Origin of the sequence: uncultured Draconibacterium sp., from assembly GCF_913063105.1 — a bacterium.
Lineage (GTDB): Bacteria > Bacteroidota > Bacteroidia > Bacteroidales > Prolixibacteraceae > Draconibacterium.
On record NZ_CAJXYQ010000008.1, the window covers coordinates 74,040 to 94,949 of the forward strand.

Below are 20,910 nucleotides of genomic sequence, written 5' to 3' on the forward strand. Positions count from 1 at the left end.
AAATGATGAATAAAATACTGATAACGCTCTTGGTTTTAATGAGTTTGTTGGCGTGTGAAAATGCAGAAAAACCATCCGGATTTCGCTTACTTTATACCAAACCCGCTGAAATTTGGACAGAAGCTCTGCCCATTGGTAACGGACGAATGGGAGCAATGGTTTACGGTGGCGTTCAGCAAGAACACATTCAGTTTAACGAGGAGACATTGTGGACGGGCGAACCACACGATTATTCGCACAAGGGAGCAAGCAACTACCTGGCAGAAATCAGGCAACTGTTAGCAGATGGCAAACAACGCGAGGCGCAAAACCTGGCTTCCGAAAAATTTATGAGTGTTCCGCTGCATCAGAAAGCGTATCAGCCCTTTGGCGATTTGTATCTCCAATTTCCGGGACATGAGAATTATACGGCTTATCAACGCGAGTTAGATATCGAAAAGGCCCTTGCAAAGACTTCCTATATAGTTGACGGTGTTCAATATAAGCGTGAAGTGTTTGCCTCCTTCCCCAACCAGGTTATAGCGGTAAACCTTAGTGCAGATAAAAAGAAGGCTCTGAATTTTGAGCTTGCTCTGGATGCTGTTCACGAACAAAAAGCTGTTTTTACCGAAGGAAATACAATGGAGCTGAAAGTAAACGTGAAAGATGGCGCATTGTATGGCGTGGCAACGCTGGTGGTAAAAACCGATGGCGCATTTGCTGCGGTAGATAACAACATTCAAATAAAGGACGCTTCGGAAGCAACCATCTACCTTTCAGCTGCAACAAATTATGTAAATTTTAACGACGTTAGTGCCGATGCAAAAAAGCTGGCCGGTGAAAAGTTAAAGCATCTGGAGGGTAAAAAATACAAGGAGTTAAAAGCCGATCATATTGCCGACTATCAGCAACTTTACAATCGTTTTAAAATTGATTTTGGCGATAACGGCCGTGCAGCCATGACCACTGAAAAGCGCATTGTTGAATTTGAACGTTTACCGGAAGATCCGCAGTTGCTGGCCTTGTATGTGCAATATGCCCGTTACCTAACCATTGCCGGTAGCCGCGAGGGTACGAGGCCAACTACCTTACAGGGAATTTGGAACGATAAAATTCGCCCACCCTGGGAAAGTAAATATACCGTAAACATTAATACCGAAATGAACTACTGGCCGGTGGAATTAACCAACCTGCCGGAGTGCCACGAGCCCTTGTTTACCATGCTTAAGGAGGTTGCTGAAACAGGAGCGATTGTGGCCAGAGAACACTACAATTGCGATGGTTGGGTTCTACATCATAACACAGATATTTGGAGAGGGGCAGCACCTATAAATGCGTCGAATCATGGAATATGGGTAACCGGTGGTGCGTGGTTGTCAACCCATTTCTGGGAACATTATTTATTTACTCAAGACAAAAAGTTTTTGGAGGAGAACTACGAGTTAATAAAGGGTTCGGCGCAGTTTTTTGCCCAATTTTTATACCGTGATCCCAATACCGGATACCTGATCAGTTCGCCATCCAACTCTCCCGAAATTGGTGGTCTGGTGGCTGGTCCAACCATGGATCATCAAATTATCCGCGCCTTATTTCGGATTTGCATTGAAGCTTCTGAAAAACTAAACAAAGACCATGCTTTTGCCGAAGAATTAAAAGCCCTGATTCCGCAGATAGCACCCAACCAAATTGGGCAGTACGGGCAGTTGCAGGAGTGGTTGGAAGACAAAGATAATCCGGAAGTAAAACACCGCCATGTGTCGCACTTGTGGGCGGTTTATCCGGGAAGTGAGATTAATCCGGAAGAAACACCAGAGTTGATGAATGCCGCGCAGCAATCGCTCGAATTTCGTGGCGATGGTGGTACCGGATGGAGCCTGGCCTGGAAAATCAATTACTGGGCGCGTTTTCTCGATGGTAATCATGCTTACAAAATGATTCACCGCCTGCTGAGTCCGGCTATTACTCCCGATAACAAAGAAAGAGGGGGGTCGTATGTCAACCTTTTCGATGCCCATCCTCCATTTCAGATTGATGGGAATTTTGGCGGTGCCTCCGGAATCATTGAACTGTTGTTGCAAAGTCATTTGGGTAAAATTGAGCTTTTGCCAGCCTTACCCAGCGCTCTGCCAAACGGAAACATTTCGGGTGTTTGTGCGCGGGGTGGGTTCGAACTGGCTTTTTCGTGGAAAGACGGGCAGCTTGAAAAAGTGGAAGTACTTTCAAAGGCCGGCAACACTTGTCACTTAAAATACAACGATACCTTGATTGAATTTGAAACAGAAAAAGGCAAGAATTATAGTTTTAATGGCGAACTAAAATAAAAATTGCAATGTTGAGTGCTTATCGAAAAATACAAACTTTTATTGTAGCAATTATCTGTTTCGGGATGGTACTGGGGGCTTGTACCAAAACGGAAACAAATAAAAAACCTAACGTCATCATCTTTTTCACCGACGACCAGGGCTATAACGACGTAGGGTGTTTTGGCTCACCGCTAATAAAAACACCTCATCTCGACCAGATGGCCAACGACGGAATTCGTTTCACCGACTTCTATTCGGCCTCGTCGGTTTGTTCGCCATCGCGTGCGGCCTTGCTAACCGGGTGTTATCCGCTAAGGGTAGGCGTTCCGGTGGTTTTATGGCCTGCCAGCGAAACAGGCCTGGCCCAAAGCGAAGTAACCATTGCCGATATGCTGAAAGAACAAGGGTATGCAACCGCCTGTATTGGTAAGTGGCATTTGGGCGATAAACCCGAGCTTTTGCCAACCAGCCAGGGCTTCGATCAATATTACGGAATCCCGTATAGCAACGACATGTCGATAAACCGCAGTTTTAAACTCGCTGAAAATATCGTGTACAACGAGGGCATGAACCTCGACAGCCTGAAGGAGGTAAAATGGCGGGGCGGTAAAGTGCCTTTAATGCGCCAGGACGAAGTGATTGAGTACCCGGTTGACCAAACAACTTTAACAAAACGATACACCAACGAAGCAACAAAATTTATAAGGGAGAACAAGGACAGTAGTTTTTTCCTCTACATCGCACACACAATGCCTCATATTCCGCTATTTGCTTCACCTGAATTTAAGGGGAAGAGCGAACGGGGCTTGTATGGCGATGTTATTGAGGAGCTCGACTGGAGTATGGGCCAGATTCTGCAAACGCTTCAGGAACTTGAGCTGGATGAGAATACGCTCGTAGTTTTTACTTCGGATAATGGCCCGTGGAACCTGAAAAATGGTCATGGCGGCAGTGCATTCCCCTTGCGTGGTTTCAAATTCAGTACCTACGAGGGCGGCATGCGTATGCCAATGATTGCCCAATGGAAAGGTAAAATACCGGCAGGTGCCGAGTGCTCGGAAATTGCATCTACAATTGATTTGCTGCCAACAATTGCCGGTTTAACTGGTGCCAAATTACCTGAACGAAAAATTGATGGAAAGAATATCTGGCCTTTACTCTCTGGTGATGAAACGGCTGCTTCACCGCACGAAGCATTCTTTTATTACCGCGACAGTACCCTGCAGGCAGTTCGTGTTGGCGAATGGAAACTCAGGGAAGAGGAAGGTGAAATTGAGCTTTTTAATTTGAATGAAGATATTTCAGAGAAGAACAACCTGGCTGATCAGTATACTGAAACAGTTGGGGAAATGAAAACGATAATGGCTGATTTTGATGAAAGTTTAAATAATAACCGCCATTAAATATTTGATTTTAACAAAGTGAAGAGTTGATAGATAATTTTTAGTAAAATATGTTACGCGTATCATTAATAGTTTTGTTGGCGGTTATTGCATTTGCTTGTACTAAGCCCAAAGAGCGAGATATTAATAAACCTAATATCATTTACATTTTGGCAGATGACTTAGGTTATGGTGATGTTTCCTCGTATAACAAAGAATCAAAAATACAAACACCCAACATCGATCATTTGGCTAAAAATGGGGTAATGTTTACTGATGCCCATACGAGTTCGTCGGTTTGTACACCAACCCGTTATGGTATATTAACAGGGCGTTATAACTGGAGAACTAGGTTAAAACAAGGGGTGTTAAGTGGCTATTCAAAGTCGCTTATAAAACAAGAACGCACAACCGTTGCAGAACTCTTAAAAGACAATGGTTACAATACTGCCTTTATTGGGAAATGGCATTTAGGTTGGGATTGGGCTTTAAATAATCCGGATTCGATAGACATCGATAAACTGAAATCAATTCCGGAAGTAGATTTTTCCCAGCCAGTTAAAAACGGGCCAAATACGCATGGTTTTGATTATAGTTTCGGTTTTTGTGGTTCACTGGATATGCCTCCGTATGTATGGGTTGAGAATGATGTGGCAACAATGGTTCCTGTAAAAATTACGGTTGGAAAAAGAGGACAAACTACCTGGCGTAAAGGCCCAACTTCTAATGATTTTGATCATGAACAAGTACTGCCTGAAATAACAAAAAGAACAGTCAGATATATTGATGAAAATGCAAATCAGGATAACCCATTTTTTGTATACATGCCACTTCCTGCTCCGCATACACCCATATTACCCACAAAAGAGTTTCAAGGGAAAAGTGGTTTGGAAAACCCTTATGGTGATTTTGTTTTAATGGTAGATTGGGTTGTTGGTGAGGTAACAAAAGCATTGGAAAAGAATGGCATTTCTGAAAAGACCTTAATTGTATTTACCAGCGATAATGGATGCTCACCAACTGCAAACTTTAAACAATTAATAGGCAAAGGACACAATCCGAGTTATGTTTTCAGAGGAACAAAATCAGACATATTCGAAGGCGGTCATCGGGTACCTTATATTATGAGCTGGAAAGGGAATATTGATCCCAAAAAATCGAATCAACTGGTTTGTACAACCGACTTTTTTGCCACTGTTGCCGATTTAATAGGGGCAGAATATTCAGATGACGTTGCCGAAGATAGTTACAGTCATCTAGGAGCAACAAATTTCGAATCAAATTTACCGGTACGCCAAAGCATTGTTCATCATTCGGTTAATGGAGAGTTTTCTTATCGTAAGGGCGAATGGAAAGCCACTTTTTGTCCGGGATCCGGAGGTTGGAGTTTCCCAAATGCCAGTAGAGACAAAGCTCTAATGGATAGTCTGCCTAAGGTTCAGCTTTACAATATTGGGCATGATGCAGCAGAGGAAATTAATCAGGTAGCTAAATATCCTGAGCTGATTAACGAATACCGCAACGAGTTATTGAAAGTGATCAATGACGGAAGAAGTACTCAAGGAAGAAAACTACAAAATGATAACGTTGCGGATTGGGAACAGTTGGAACATATAAGCGGACATAAAATAATAACAATTACAATGTAATATGAATAAACTTCAACTAATTTTACTGGCATTAACTGCAATACTGGTATCATGCACACAAAAAACCGATGTTACCTGGGTAAGCACAACTGATTCGAACCCTTGGGTTAAAAAAGAAATTGTTTCGGAACCAACAGCCGGACTTGCTGAATTCGCTATTAATATTGACACCAATAACCGCCAACAATCCATCTCAGGCTTTGGTGGATGTTTTAACGAATTGGGATGGGAGGCATTGAATATGGTAACTCCCGGAGAGCAACAGCAAATTCTAAACGATTTATTCGACCCGGAAACAGGCTGTAAATTTACCATCTGCCGCATGCCGATCGGGGCCAACGATTATGCGGTTGATTGGTACAGCTATAACGAAACTGAAGGGGATTTTGAAATGGAAAATTTCTCCATCGACCGCGATAAAAAACGCCTGATTCCCTACATTCACGAAGCGCAAAAAATAAATCCGAATATCCAGGTTTGGGCTTCTCCCTGGTGTCCGCCATCGTGGATGAAACACAACAAACATTACGCGTGCCGTGCCGATGCAAAAGTAAACGACTTAGCACCTGAGTTGAGCTCTATGGAAGAACTGGTATCGCGTTTTATTACCGAACCTGAATATTTTCAGGCCTATGCGCTTTATTTCTCAAAGTTTGTTAAAGCCTACGAAAAAGAGGGGATCGAAATCTCAGCTGTTCATGTGCAAAATGAACCTAACTCGGCACAAAATTTTCCATCGTGTGTTTGGAAACCTCAGGATCTTGGAATCTTAATTGCCGATTATCTTGCTCCCCGGTTTGAAAAAGATGGAATTGATGCGGAAATCTGGTTGGGAACAATTGAACGCCCACAAATTGAGCGCGTTGACGATGTGCTTCAGTATAAAAATACGATGGATTACGTTAAAGGTGTTGGCTTTCAGTGGGCAGGTAAAGGTGCAATCCCTGAGGTTCATAAAAAATATCCGGCAATGCAGTTAATGCAAACCGAAACCGAATGTGGCGATGGCTCAAATGACTGGAAAGCAGCAGAATATACTTTCAGTTTGATGAAGCATTATTTTGAGAATGGTGCCAATGCCTATATGTATTGGAATATGGTTTTAGATGAAACTGGTAAAAGTCAGTGGGGCTGGAAACAAAACTCGATGATTTCGATTGACAGCAAAACAAAAGAAATTGTTTACAATCCTGAGTTTTACCTGATGAAACACCTTAGTGCATTTGTAAAGCCCGGTGATGTTAAACTGACCACCGATGGAAGTGATGAAAATACATTGGTGTTTTACGCGGAAACAGTCAACGAAGTAAAAATTCTGAACTACAACGAGGTAGATAAAAATCGTGTGTTGAAATTAAACATCAACGGTGAAGCGATAAACGTTGAGCTGGATGCCAAATCGTTTAATACGCTAGTTGTACAATTGTAATCAGGGGCTTTCCAGAAGTTTACTTTCATCAATTTAAGTCAGTTAAAATAAGCTATGGAACGAAGAAAATTTATTAGAAATGCAGTCTTTGGGGTGGCGGCAATAAGTTTCTCCCCACTATCCTTTGCCGGTTCACGAGGGAAAAAATGCAAAGAAGAAGTGTGCCGCGAAGCCTGGAATAATTTACGTCTGTTAACAGGTCCGGCTTTCGATTATGTGCACCCGCAAAAAGGAATCCCTAAGGTTTTACTTTACGGCGATTCCATATCTATTGGGTACACCCCAATTGTTCGTAATAGCTTGAAAGGCCGGGCTGATGTTTTCCGCACCTACAGAAACGGAGGCGCAAGTCAGCACCTTATTCCCGGAACCGAAGAGATGCAAAAAACGATGTTTCAGCCGCACTTGAAAAATGGTTGGGATTTTACATGGGATGTCATTCATTTTAATGTGGGCCTTCACGATTTAAAGTACCTGAACAATGGTAAGCTGGATAAGGAAAATGGCAAGCAGGTTTCATCTGTTGAAGAATATAAAACCAAGCTAAACGCGGTTTGTAGCTACCTGCAAAAAGAATTTCCACAGGCAAAACTCATTTTTGCCACCACAACGCCGGTACCTGAAGGGGCTGCCGGACGATACGCGGGCGATAGCGTACGATACAACAAAGCTGCCTTACAGGTTTTGGCAAATTACCCGGCCATTGCCATAAACGATTTGTATGCTTTTACAAAACCAAACCTCGAAGCGTGGGCAATTAAGCCCGGAGACGTACATTACAACGACTTGGGCAAAACAGAACAGGGCAAAGAAGTAGCCCGGATAATTGAACAAAATTTATAATGATGACCAGAATAATATTATTACTCACAATACTAATTGTTTCCTTATCGGTTAAAGCCACGGAAAAACAACCCGCTTTTATTCCACAACCTCAGTCGGTAATTTTAAGAGATGGGATTTTTACACTCTCTGCTGAAACGCGGGTGTATATCCCCAAACAAGTGGCAACCGATTTTGAAACCTACTTTTTGGAAAAAATAGCCGACGATACAGGCCTCCGGTTAGAAATAAAAACAGGAAAAAGAGTAGGGGTAAACGCTATCGTTTTTGAAATGGTAAATGATGAAACTATTGACGAAGAAGGGTACGTTTTAGACATTTCTACCAGTAAAATAACAGTACAGGCAAGAAGTTATGCCGGACTGTTTTACGGTTTTCAAACTTTACGTCAGGCGCTGGTTGTAAAAACCGGAAAAGCTGAGGCAAAATGTATGAAAATAAAAGACAATCCACGTTTTGCCTGGCGTGGAATGATGCTGGATGTATCGCGCCATTTTCAAACCAAAGAATTTGTAATGAAACAGATCGATGTGTTTGCATCCTACAAAATCAATAAATTCCACTGGCATTTAACCGACGACCAGGGCTGGCGTATTGAAATAAAAAAATATCCGAACCTTACAGAAAAAGGTGCCTGGCGAGCCGACCGCACAGGAATTACCTGGTGGCAGCGTGAACTGGCTACTCCCGATGAACCTAAAACCGTTGGTGGCTTTTATACGCAGGAAGATATTAAAGAGGTGATTGAATACGCCCGAATTCGTAATGTTGAAGTGATTCCCGAAATTGATGTGCCGGGACACAGCAAAGCTTTAATTGCATCTTATCCTTTTTTATCTTGTGTTGATTCAGCCAACTTTGAAGTAGCAACCGGAGGAAAGGCACCTGATAATGCCGTTTGTGCCGGAAAAGAAACAAGCTACGAATTTTTAGACGATGTACTTACCGAAGTTGCTGCATTGTTTCCAACCCAATACTTGCACATTGGTGGCGACGAATGTAATAAAACCAACTGGCGTAAGTGCGAACATTGCCAAAAGGTAGTGGAAGAAAATGGCTTAAAAGACATGGAAGAACTGCAAAGCCATTTTATTCAACGTGTAAATAAATTGGTAAGCGCCAAAGGAAAAACAATGATTGGCTGGGACGAGATTCTGAGTGGGAAAGGCGCAAAGGGAGCAACTATAATGGCCTGGCGTCGCGGGAAATATACACCCGAAGTGGATGCCCCAAAAGGTGGCTATCCAACTATAATGACAGATTATACGCATTCGTACATCAGCCAGGTGCAAGGACCGCAGGAGCTGGAGCCCGAGGGCCCGAAAGTGGTATTGCCTCTATCAAAAGTTTATGCTTACGAGCCTATCCCTGAAGAATTAAGCACCAAAGAAGCTGCCTTTGTTTTGGGAACCGAAGCTTGCTTGTGGGGCGAATTTACCCCAACCGAAGAACATTGCGAATATATGCTGTACCCACGCACCCTTGCCAATGCTGAAGTTGCCTGGCGTACACCCGAAGTTAAAGACTGGAACCGTTTTCAATCGGCAGTCGAAAATCATTTCGACAGGTTGGAACAAAAAGGAGTAAATGTTTCAACAAGCCTGTACAGTGTTTACGGCTCGTTTGCACTCGATAAATTGTCATACCAGGCAAAAGTATATTTAACCACCGAAACCGCTTACGACATATTTTATACTACCGATGGCAGCGAACCAACGGCTGAGGCAAAGCAATACACCGGTGTTTTTACCGTTGAGAACCGGAGCACCGTTAAAGCCGGACTGTTTGATAAGGACCGAAATTTGTTGGGAAAAATAACTGAACTAAAAATACGGTAAGAATGACTAAGATATTATTGCTAACCATAGTGGCTTTTGGATTTTGTGCTTGTTCGGGTACAAGAACTAAAAAAGCAACAAGAGCTGACAATCCAAATATCGTTTACATTATTTGCGATGATTTGGGGTATGGCGATGTGCAGTGCTTAAATCCCGAACGTGGAAAAATTTTAACACCGCAAATTGATAGGCTGGCAGCAGAGGCCATGGTATTTACCGATGCCCATTCAGGGTCTTCGGTTTGTACACCAACGCGTTATGGAGTTTTAACCGGACGTTACGCCTGGCGTTCGCGTTTGCAAAACGGCGTGCTAAGTGGTGGACAGGAGTTTGAGCCATTAATCGCTGAAAATCAGTTAACAGTTCCGGCATTGCTTAAACAGGCCGGTTACACAACCGCAGCCATGGGGAAATGGCATTTGGGTTTTGCCCTTAACGATTCGTTAGGCAACCCGGTTGATGTGTATCCAAACGGACAAAGAAGACCAAGTCCGGCTCCGGTAGGTTCAACTGTGCCAAACGGACCAACAACGCGTGGTTTCGATACCTATCTTGGTTTTCACCATTCCGCATCAATGGAAACAGTGATAAAAGATGGCAAGGTAATCGACAACATGCCAACCATAAAAATGCTGCAGTTTTTAGGCACTCATGCCAGTAGTTATATTGCTGAACAATCAAAAAGTGATGAGCCTTTCTTTTTGTATCTCGCCTTGAATTCGCCACACACGCCTATTGTGCCATCCGAAGCCTGGCAGGGTAAAAGTGGCATGTCGGCTTACTGCGATTTTGTGATGGAAACCGACGACGTGGTGGGGCAGGTACTTCGCGCCCTCGACGATAACGGTATAGCCGAAAATACCCTTGTGTTTTTTACCAGCGACAATGGCTGTTCGTTTCCTGCTGCCCGTGGAAATCAACTTGAAAATGAGTTTGGACACTACGCCAGCGCACAGTTTCGAGGCGGAAAATCAGATATTTGGGAAGGAGGACACAGGGTTCCGTTTATAGTAAAATGGCCCGGTAAAATTAAAGCTGGCTCTTTAAACAATCAGGTAATTTGTCTTACCAGTTTGTTGGCCACCTGCGCTGATATTATCGGAACTGATGTTCCTGAAAATGCCGGGGAAGATTCGTACAGTATTCTAGCGTTGTTAAAAGATAGCACAGCACCAAGCCCTTATCCGGCAGTAATTCATCATTCCATTAGTGGCAAATTTTCTATTCGCAAAGGCCCCTGGAAACTGGAATTGTGCCCTGGCTCTGGAGGCTGGAGTAGTCCCGGTGATATTGCGGCACGCAAAAACGGTTTACCCGAAATTCAACTGTACAACATGGAAGCAGATGAAACGGAGCAAAACAATGTGTATGAAAAATATCCGGAAGTGGTTCAGGAGCTGAGCTCTGAATTAATGACGCTGGTTGAGCAAGGAAGAACAACCGCAGGTGCAGCTGAACCAAATGATGTGGAAGTGGATATCTTTAAAACAGAAAAATAAAATCGCAGCACGAAATTTCCTCCGGCTTGCGAAGCGAGAAGGAGGGGAATACACCACAGGTGTGGTGAGGTGGTGCATGAATATGCAATACGTATAAACCATGCAAAAAGTAAAAAAAATAGCCGGATTAGTGTTGATTACAGTGATGGGAATTACAGGATGTAAAACACACGAAAAAAAGCCTGTAGATTACATCAATCCTATTATTGGAGCAGTAACCTATGGAAAAAAAACTACCGATTACCATGGTTTTGGAAAAACCTTTCCGGGAGCAGCAACACCGTTTGGTTTGGTGCAACTTAGCCCCGATACTTATACCGGTGGCGACAATGGGAGTGGTTATTCTTACGAACATCCAACCCTGGAAGGATTTAGTTTTACCCACATGAGCGGCGTGGGTTGGTTTGGCGATTTGGGTAACTTTTTGGTTACTCCAACTACCGGAAAACTAATTACAAACCGCGGAGTGCCTGAAAAACCGGAGGGGGGATATCGTTCGCGTTTTTCACGCCAAACAGAAGAGACCAAGGCTGGATATTATGCCGTTACGCTCGACGATTATAATGTGCGAACAGAATTGACAGCTGCACCGCGCGCCGGAATTATTCGCTTTACCTATCCCGAAAACGATAGCTCGCGTATTCAAATCGATTTATCGCGCAGGGTGGGTGGTACTTCAACCGAACAATACATTAAAATTGAAAATGAAAATACCATTTCCGGATGGATGAAATGCCCACCTGAAGGTGGTGGCTGGGGAGCCGGAGCCGGAAATGCAGATTATACCGTGTATTTTTGGTGCCAGTTTAGCAAACCTTTGGAAGATTATGGAATCTGGAGTGCAGCTATTCCTGATGAAGGGAGAAAGATGCGCCACATCAGACAACCGGAATACCAGAATGCAGTAAAAAATGCAACACGCCATAAAAATGCAAAAGAAATGCAAGGGAAACACCTTGGGTTTTATACCAATTTCAGCACAAAAGAAGGGGAAGAGGTGCTACTTAAAAGCGGTATTTCTTTCGTTAGTGTGGACGGTGCACGGGAAAACCTGGAGCACGATATCGATCATTGGGATTTTGATAAAGTGCATAAACAGGCACGAGAATTATGGAGTAAGGCCATTGATAATGTAGAGGTGCAAGGAGGTACTGAAGATGAAAAAACAATTTTTTACACGGCACTTTACCATACAATGATTGATCCGCGTACCTTTTCCGATGTAAACGGAAATTACATAGGTGCCGATAAAAAAATACATCAAACCAACAATTTTACCTACCGTACTATTTTTAGTGGTTGGGATGTTTTCCGTTCGCAATTTCCCTTGCAAACCATTATTAACCCGGAGTTGGTGAATGATGAAGTAAATTCTTTGCTTCAAATGGCCGAATTGAGTGGCAGGGACTATTTGCCGCGTTGGGAGATGTTAAATTCTTATTCGGGCTGTATGCTCGGCAATCCTGCTGTTTCGGTAATTGTTGATGCCTACGAAAAAGGAATTCGCAACTACGATATCGCAAAAGCATTTGACTATTGCAAAAACAGCGTGGATACCTTTAGTAACGAACCATTGGGATTCACCCCCCACAGTATTTCAAAAACACTGGAGTATGCCTATACCGACTGGTGCCTGGCGCGTTTTGCCGAATCGTTAGAGAATGAAACGGTTGCAAATGAATACTATTCAAAAAGTAAAAACTACAAAAATATTTGGAACAAGGACGTAAACTGGTTTCGGGCCCGCGATGCCGAAGGAAACTGGAAAGAATGGAAAGGAAAAACGGTGCACGGACAGGGTTGCATTGAAAGTAATCCTTTGCAGCAAGGTTGGTTTGTGCCGCACGATATTGATGGTTTAAAAGAATTGATGGGTGGAGAACAGCATTTTCGCGATTCATTAATATCGTTTTTTGAGAATACACCCGAAGACTTTCTCTGGAACAATTACTATAACCATCCTAACGAGCCCGTTCATCATGTGCCCTTCATGCTAAACGAGGCAGGTGTGCCACAACTTACACAAAAATGGACCCGAAAAATTTGTAGTGCAGCCTACGGAACAGATGCTTACGGATTGTGTGGTAACGAAGATGTGGGACAAATGTCGGCCTGGTATGTACTGTCGGCAATGGGAATTCATCCGATTTGTCCGGGCGATAACAAGTATCAGATTACCAGTCCGGTTTTTAATAAAGTTGAATTGAGCCTAGATGAAAACTACTACAAGGGAAAGAAATTTAAAATTATAGCAAATAATAATTCGCCGGAAAACATCTTCATCCAATCAATGACCTTAAACGGTACGCCGATGAAACGCTATTGGATAAGTCATGATGAAATTGTTTCGGGAGGTATTTTAGAAATGGAAATGGGCCCGGAACCGGTTGAGTTTTCGGTGAAATAAAATATAAGAGAATTCTTTACCCTTTTGCCTGTAGGCATTTCCCCTCATAAAGGGGAAACGGTAAGATGTAAAGCCAGAGGCTTTGATGAAATGTAGGTCGTTATTTCAAAGCTGGCTCCCCTCATGAGGGGAGCTCCCGACAGGGTGAGGGGTAGAGTAAATGAAAATATCAAAACAAAGAAAAATAGAACATCATGAAAAAAGTAATCTTAATCACATTATTCAGTTTAGGAATTTTGGCTGCAAATGCACAACAATATTCCTTTCCCATGCGCCAATACACCCCAACACCCGAAAACCTGGAAGCCCGCGAAGATTTTCGCGATATGCGTTTTGGAATGTTTATCCATTGGGGAATTTACAGTGTTCTTGGCGATGGCGAATGGGTGATGCACAACCAGCGCATTCCTTTTGATACCTACAAACGTCTGGCAGATTTTTTTAATCCACAGGAGTTTGATGCCAAAGAGTGGGTGCAAATTGCCAAGTCAGCCGGAATGAAATACATCACCATTACCACACGTCATCACGATAGTTTTAGTATGTTCGATACCGACGCTTCAGATTACAACATTGTAGATGCCACGCCTTACGGGAAAGACCCGCTGAAAGAACTGGCAGAAGAATGTAAAAAAGAAGGCATTCAGCTGAACTTTTACTATTCGCTGCTCGACTGGGCACGCGACGATTATGCTTTCGGAAGTAAAATTGTGGATGGAAAACCGGTTGATGGCGACTGGGACAGCTACATCGGTTTTATGAAGAAACAATTGACGGAACTGTTGACCAACTACGGCGAAATTGGCTGCATTTGGTTTGATGGGCACTGGGAGCGCAAGACCGTTGACTGGCGGTACGATGAAATCTACAGTCTTATTCACGAGTTGAGCCCAACAACTTTAATTGCCAACAATCACCACATCCAGCCTATTCCGGGTGAAGATATTCAGACTTTTGAGCGCGATTTGCCGGGCGAAAATAAAGGTGGTTACAGCGCCGGAGTGAAAGTAAGCGACCTGCCACTGGAGTCGTGTGCTACCATGGCTAAGTTTTGGGGCTTTGGTTTAAACGACAAAAACTTTAAATCAACAAAACAGATTATCGATTTCCTGGTAAAAGCTGCCGGAAAAGATGGTAACCTGTTGCTAAATGTGGGCCCGATGCCTAATGGTAAAATTCAGCCCGAGTTTATCGAAACCTTAAAAGAGGTTGGCGAATGGACAGCAAAATATGGCGAAACCATTTATGGAACTCGTGGAAAAGTAATTGCTTCTCAAGATTGGGGAACCATTACAAAAAAAGGTAAAGAGTTGTTTGTGCATATTCTGAAACCAAACAATAAGCCTTACATTTTTATCCCGCAGTTTAATCAGAAAATTACCTCGGCAAAAACCTTCGAGGGCGATGCAAAACTCAACTATAAACAACAGGATGAGGGCGTATTTATTTACACCGGGGGATTGCCTGAAAACGAGATCGACCAGATAATCAGGCTGACGATTAAGTAGAAGCATAAACGGGACGGCGATGGTAGCTCAACAAAAAAAGAATACTATTTTAGCGGTAAAAGGAAATTGTTTTTCCTTCCTGAAAATGCATTGGTTTTTAGTTGTGTTGCTTTGTTTTTTATTGGGCAGTTGTACTTCTCCCTCAAAACCAAAGCAACCAAATTTTCTCATTATTTTAATCGATGATTTGGGAAAGGAGTGGATTTCAGCCTATGGTGCAAGCGAAATAAATACACCAAATATTGATTTGCTAGCAGCTTCAGGAATTAAATTTAACAGAGCCTACTCTATGCCACAGTGCACGCCTTCGCGTGTTGCTTTGGTTACCGGCCAGTACCCGTACACAAATGGCTGGATTAATCACTACGATGTTCCGAGGTGGGGCCATGGTGTAAATTTCGATACGCAAAAAAATCCGGCTTTTGCCAACGAACTAAAGAAAGCCGGATACAAAACCTGTGTAGCCGGGAAATGGCAAATTAACGATTTTAGAATTGAACCCGATGCCATGCAAAAAGCCGGTTTTGATGAATTTTGTATGTGGACCGGATACGAAAGTAGCAATCCAATTAGTGAAAGCCGTTATTGGGATCCCTATATTCACACAAAAGAGGGCAGCAAGACTTATCACGGCCAGTTTGGGCCTGATATTTTCTCTGATTTTATAATCGACTTTTTACGCGAAAATAAAGAACACCCCATGTGTGTTTATTATCCGATGGTTTTAACGCACACCCCTTTTGTGCATACTCCTTTTGAACCCGGTGTTACTACAATATTTGAGAAGCACCGGGCAATGGTAAGATACACTGACCATATTATTGGTAAAATTGTTGAAGCTTTGGAGGAGATGGATATTATGGATAATACTTACCTTATTCTTACTACCGACAACGGAACAACAAGTTCGATTATTGGAAAAAGAGATACCGCTTACGTAAGAGGAGGAAAGACCTTTTTAAGCGAAAATGGAATAAACGCACCATTTATTGCTCGTACTCCCAATGGAAAAACAGGCGAAACAGAAGCCCTTGTTGATTTTACTGATATTTATCCAACCTTGCTGGATTTGGCGAATATCGAAAATCGCAACTTATTGAATATCGATGGTGTTTCATTTGCCGATGTGCTACGTGGTAATTTAAACAATGGCAAAAGAGAGTGGGCGCTGTCAATGGGCGGATTACCGGCTGTCCTTTCTGCTGATACCTTATTGCAAAACCGCTTTGTTTTTAGAGATCGGGTCATTTGTAGTCAGCACTACAAAGCCTACGTAGATACTTTAAAGCAGGTGGTACGTATTTTTGATATGCAGGAAGATCCATATGAAACAAATAACCTGATTGATGAAGCTAATGTGAAAGACGAGCTTGCCCGGTTTAATACGATTTTAGAACTTATTCCTGAACGAGATAATAACCCGGTTTATACCAGAATCCAGAATTCGGGAGGAGATATCCCACTCACTCAGCTACAGAACCTTGTTCGAAGAAGAGACAGAAGCAATCTGCTTCCATTGGCTAACGAAGAGGCATTTTTGAAACTGAAGAATAGTAATAAATAAGGTGATAATCATACTTTCTTTTCAGAAGAAAGAATTATCAAACGTTGTAGCAGAAACAAGGCAAATACACAGCACCATATTCGCTGTAAGAAATAGCTAAAAGAAACAAACAATATTAAAACGAATGAAAACAAGTGCTTTAATCCTATTTTGGGTTGCCCTAATCTTGGCATCCTGTTCAAATCCGGGTTTTAAAACCGATGATATTTCTGTTGTTCCGCAACCTAAAAGTCTAATATTAAAAGACGGAGCTTTTAAATTTTCTTCAAAAACAAAACTTTCAGTTCAGGATGAGCGGGCAAAAAAAGCGGCTACTTTCCTTTCGGACTTATTTGAAAAAGCTGCCGGTTTTTCATTGGCAGAAACCCAAAGCACAACCAGCAACGGCATCCTTTTTCAAGGCATTGAAGGTTTGTCTCATGAGGCTTATATTTTGCAGGTTAGTCCGAAACAAATAACCATTCAGGCCTCGTCTGAAGCCGGTTTTTTCTATGGTGTACAAACCATTCGGCAGTTGTTGCCACATGAAATTGAAAGGAAAGAGGTGACGAAAGCCAACTGGCTGGTGCCTTGCGTGGAGGTGGAAGACGAACCCCGTTTTACTTGGCGCGGAATGCATATGGATTTTAGCCGTCACTTTTTTAATATTGATGAGGTAAAAGAATTTATTGATTACCTGGCCTTATATAAACTGAACACCTACCACATGCACCTTACCGATGACCAGGGCTGGCGTATTGAGATTAAAAAGTATCCTTTGCTTACCGAGAAAGGAGCCTGGCGCATTGAAAACAATCAGGATAGTATTTGTAACGAACGTGCCATTGAAAACGAGTTATATAAAATTGACGAAAGCAATTACCACGAAATTGACGGACAACGCATGTATGGTGGCTTTTTTACCCAGGAACAAATAAAAGAAATTGTAGCTTATGCCGATGAACGTTGCATCACTGTTTTGCCCGAAATTGATATGCCCGGCCATTTTAAATCGGCCATTGACAATTATCCGTATCTATCGTGCAACGAAGAGTCGGGTTGGGCAACTGTGTTTACCTACCCGGCGTGTTTGGGCAAAGAAACCACCTACGAGTTTATGGAACACATATTGGCTGAAGTGGTTGAGCTTTTCCCCAGTGAATACATTCACATTGGTGGCGATGAAGTAAACATTGAATCGTGGGAGGAGTGCGAACATTGTCAGAGTGAAATTCATAAACATAAGTTGAAGGACGAACATGAATTGCAATCTTATTTTAACCGCCGTATTGAAAAATTCCTGCAAAGTAAAGGTAAGCAGCTGATGGGCTGGGATGAGATTGTGAAAGGAGGCCTTACCGAAGATGCCAGTGTAATGTGGTGGCGTAACTGGGTGCCCGATGCCCCAAAAACAGCTGCAAGAAACGGAAACAAGGTGGTGGTTACGCCAACTGCAGCTTACTATTACGATTATTTAAACGATCATAATTCAATGGAGAAGGTGTACAATTACGAGCCTGTTCCAGACGATTTTACACCGGATGAAGCCAACAATGTTTTGGGCATTCAGGCCAATTTGTGGTCGGAGTGGATACCCAGTTTTAAGCGTCTGCAATACCAGGCATTTCCGCGTTTACAAGCCATGGCCGAAACAGCCTGGACTATGAAAGAAAATAAGGATTTTGAGAATTTCTTTAACCGTATGGAAGGCCAGTTTGCACGAATGGATGCACTGGATATTTACTATTACATACCGGCAGTGAACGACCATGGTAAAAATATTGCTTTTGTTGACAGTGTTTTGGTAAACCTGGATTTAGCTTACGCACAAGCCGGAGTTGAAATTTTCTATACGCTCGATGGCTCAGTACCCACGCGAAATTCATTAAAATATACAGCCCCGTTCAAAGTAAAAAATGAAGGAGAAATAAAGGTGCGTAGCTTTTTAGGCGAACAGTTTAATGATATTACGAACATTAAGTTGGTAAAAATGGATTATCGCGAGGCAGTTGAAATTGCACCTGAACAGGGGAGACTGCAACTTTGGAAGGCTTCCGGGAAATTTAAATCGGCAAAAGAAATAGAATTGCCGGCTGCTGCCGAATTTCAAGAAGTACCAAAAATCGATTTGGGGGAAAATGTTCAGCCCCATGAAGCCCGCATTTATAAAGGCTACTTATATGCTGCGGAAAATGGGGTTTACGAATTTGAACTAAAATCGGATGGCGAAAGCTTGTTCTACTTTGGCGATGATGTAATTATTGATAAGGCAAAAAATTGGAATCCGTTTCGAAAAACAGAAAAAGTAGCCTTGAAAAAAGGCTGGCATGCATTTTTGTTGGTGTACAAAGCAAGTGAAAAACCTCGTGCAATAGAACTTGCATTTGGCGTACAGGGGCACGAAAAAGTGGTGATTGATAAGGCTGTTTTTGGAAAATAACAATGGATAACTGCCGGGCAAATGAAGAGTATAAAAATATTATCCGCATTTTGTTGATTGGCCGGAATGGTTTATTGACGGTGAAAATAGCCCAACCGGAAGAGTTACTTTTACCACGGCCCGGCATTATCAGAAAGATAGTCCGCTGGTCCCATCAGGATTACTGGGCCCCGTTAAAATAATAACTGGTGAATAATTAATGAAATAACAAATAAGTTATGGTAAAAAAGAGAAGTAGAATAAGTCGGATGATAATCATTTTTATGCTGGTAACAAGCGCGTTTTATAACAAGTCTTATTCTCAAAATAGTAAGTTTGAATTTGAATTAGATTTTATTCAACCCGAAAAAATTACCAAAGTCGGAGAGGGGCATTATCTTATTGATTTTGGTAAAGCCTTTTTCGGAACGGTGGTACTTGAAACTAAACACGAACAGGACGATAGCCTGATTCTTCATATAGGAGAAAAAGTGGCTGAAAATAGCCTGGTTGACAAACAGCCTGGCGGAACCATTCGTTACCAGGAAGTTGTGTTAAATATGTTACAACCCGGAAAAACAGTAGTTCAGTTAAAGGCTGATAAACGAAATACGGGCCCTAATGCCATTGCTTTACCCGATTCGTTTGGCGTAATTATGCCTTTTCGTTATTGCGAGCTTAAAAACCTGAAAATCCCTATTCGTGAGATTGATGTTTTACAAAAAGCTTTTTATTGCAAATTTGACGATGAAGCTAGTTTGTTTACTTCGTCGGATACGGTGCTAAACGCCGTGTGGGAGTTGTGTAAACATACCATAAAAGCCACCACCTTTACAGGGTATTATGTTGATGGCGACCGTGAGCGGATTCCATACGAAGCCGATGCCTACATTAATCAGTTAAGTCATTATTGTTTGGATAAGGAGTATGCTGTTGCCCGCAGAACCAACCAATATTTTCTGAAACACCCTACCTGGCCAACCGAGTGGCTTTTGCACACGGTAATGTTGTTTTATCAGGATTATATGTATACCGGCGATTTACAGGTACTGCAAGAAAACTACGAAACATTAAAAACCAGAACCTTAATGGAACTGGTGCGTGAGGATGGGCTAATTAGCACAAAAACAGAAAAGCTTACACCTGAATATAAACAAAAACTCGGCTTTAAAAATCCAAAAACCAATGTACGCGATATCGTTGACTGGCCTCCGGGCCAAAAAGATACGGGATGGAAACTGGCAACCGAAGCCGGAGAACGCGATGGCTACGAAATGGTAGCGATTAATACCGTAGTTAATGCCTTTTACTATCATAACATGAAGCTTATGGCAGAAATAGCTAATTTCATTGGGAAATATGATGATGCAAAATGCTTTCAGGAAAAAGCGGCCAAAACCAAAGAGGCCATTAACCAAAAGCTATTTGATAAAGAACGTGGGGTTTATGTAGATGGCGAGCACTCAAACCATGCCTCTTTGCATGCCAATATGTTTCCATTGGCTTTTGATTTGGTGCCTGAAGAATATCAGAAATCGGTGGTTGAGCATATTAAAACCAGAGGGATGGCTTGCAGTGTTTACGGTGCTCAATATTTGTTAGAGGGATTGTTTAAAGCCAGGGCACCCGAGTATGCAATGCACTTAATTACCGATACCACACATGATCGTACCTGGTGGAATATGATTAAAATAGGATCGACCATGACGCTTGAAGCCTGGGACATGAAATACAAACCAAATGCCGATTGGAACCATGCCTGGGGAACAGCCCCAACCAATATTGTTACCAGGTACATGTGGGGAATAACACCTCGGGAGCCCGGTTTTAAAAGCGTTACAATAAAACCTCAGATTGTAGGCTTAACGCATTGCAAGTTGAGTGTGCCTACCAAAGTTGGCCAGATTTTAGCAAGCTTTGAGACCATGCCAAACGGAAAAGAGAAATATACGCTGGTCCTTCCTGATACGATGCGTGGCGAATTTTATGTCCCAAATTCTACTGAAATGTTACTTTTTAATGGTTTAGAACAAAAAAAATGGCCAAAGGTGGTGGAGCTTAAGCCCGGAGAAAATATATTTGTTCTTAAAAAAATTTAAAAGTAGATTCTG

The 20,910-nt window shown here is 42.4% G+C and carries 12 protein-coding genes; all 12 read left to right on the plus strand.

What is annotated here, in order from left to right; genetic code table 11:
* Positions 1–2 precede the first annotated feature (2 nt).
* The 12 genes from QZ574_RS10080 to QZ574_RS10135 all read left to right on the plus strand — a co-directional run bounded on the left by QZ574_RS10080 (position 3) and on the right by QZ574_RS10135 (position 20,898).
* The gene (locus QZ574_RS10080) at positions 3–2,300 is read left to right on the plus strand and encodes a glycoside hydrolase family 95 protein (protein WP_297089356.1); all 2,298 of its coding nucleotides are present in this window, start codon (positions 3–5) and stop codon (positions 2,298–2,300) included.
* An 8-nt stretch (positions 2,301–2,308) separates the two neighbouring features.
* Positions 2,309–3,685 (plus strand): sulfatase, encoded by a 1,377-nt coding sequence (locus tag QZ574_RS10085; RefSeq protein ID WP_297089357.1) that lies wholly within the window; start codon positions 2,309–2,311, stop codon positions 3,683–3,685.
* A gap of 50 nt (positions 3,686–3,735) precedes the next feature.
* On the plus strand, positions 3,736–5,313 hold the full coding sequence (locus QZ574_RS10090) for an arylsulfatase (protein ID WP_297089358.1): 1,578 nt from the start codon (positions 3,736–3,738) through the stop codon (positions 5,311–5,313).
* A gap of 1 nt (position 5,314) precedes the next feature.
* Positions 5,315–6,742 (plus strand): hypothetical protein, encoded by a 1,428-nt coding sequence (locus QZ574_RS10095; RefSeq protein WP_297089359.1) that lies wholly within the window; start codon positions 5,315–5,317, stop codon positions 6,740–6,742.
* 54 nt (positions 6,743–6,796) lie between these two features.
* Positions 6,797–7,585, plus strand: coding sequence for an SGNH/GDSL hydrolase family protein (locus tag QZ574_RS10100; RefSeq protein WP_297089360.1), 789 nt, complete (start codon positions 6,797–6,799; stop codon positions 7,583–7,585).
* The gene (locus QZ574_RS10105; RefSeq protein ID WP_297089361.1) at positions 7,585–9,423 is read left to right on the plus strand and encodes a family 20 glycosylhydrolase; all 1,839 of its coding nucleotides are present in this window, start codon (positions 7,585–7,587) and stop codon (positions 9,421–9,423) included. Before QZ574_RS10100 ends, QZ574_RS10105 begins: the two co-directional genes overlap by 1 nt.
* Positions 9,424–9,425: 2 nt before the next feature.
* Positions 9,426–10,922 carry an arylsulfatase gene (locus QZ574_RS10110; RefSeq protein ID WP_297089362.1) on the plus strand — a complete coding sequence of 499 codons (1,497 nt, stop codon included), beginning with the start codon at positions 9,426–9,428 and terminating at the stop codon, positions 10,920–10,922.
* A 100-nt stretch (positions 10,923–11,022) separates the two neighbouring features.
* Complete coding sequence (locus QZ574_RS10115) at positions 11,023–13,329, plus strand: GH92 family glycosyl hydrolase (RefSeq protein WP_297089363.1); 2,307 nt, start codon at positions 11,023–11,025, stop codon at positions 13,327–13,329.
* Between the two features lie 194 nt (positions 13,330–13,523).
* Entirely contained in the window at positions 13,524–14,837 is a 1,314-nt protein-coding gene (locus tag QZ574_RS10120) for an alpha-L-fucosidase (RefSeq protein ID WP_297089364.1), read from the plus strand.
* 19 nt (positions 14,838–14,856) lie between these two features.
* Positions 14,857–16,401, plus strand: a complete 1,545-nt coding sequence (locus tag QZ574_RS10125; protein WP_297089365.1) for a sulfatase-like hydrolase/transferase — start codon at positions 14,857–14,859, stop codon at positions 16,399–16,401.
* Positions 16,402–16,525: 124 nt separating this feature from the next.
* A complete protein-coding gene (locus tag QZ574_RS10130; RefSeq protein ID WP_297089366.1) occupies positions 16,526–18,820 on the plus strand; it encodes a family 20 glycosylhydrolase in 2,295 nt (764 codons plus the stop codon).
* Between the two features lie 218 nt (positions 18,821–19,038).
* A complete protein-coding gene (locus tag QZ574_RS10135) occupies positions 19,039–20,898 on the plus strand; it encodes an alpha-L-rhamnosidase C-terminal domain-containing protein (protein WP_297089367.1) in 1,860 nt (619 codons plus the stop codon).
* Positions 20,899–20,910: the final 12 nt, after the last annotated feature.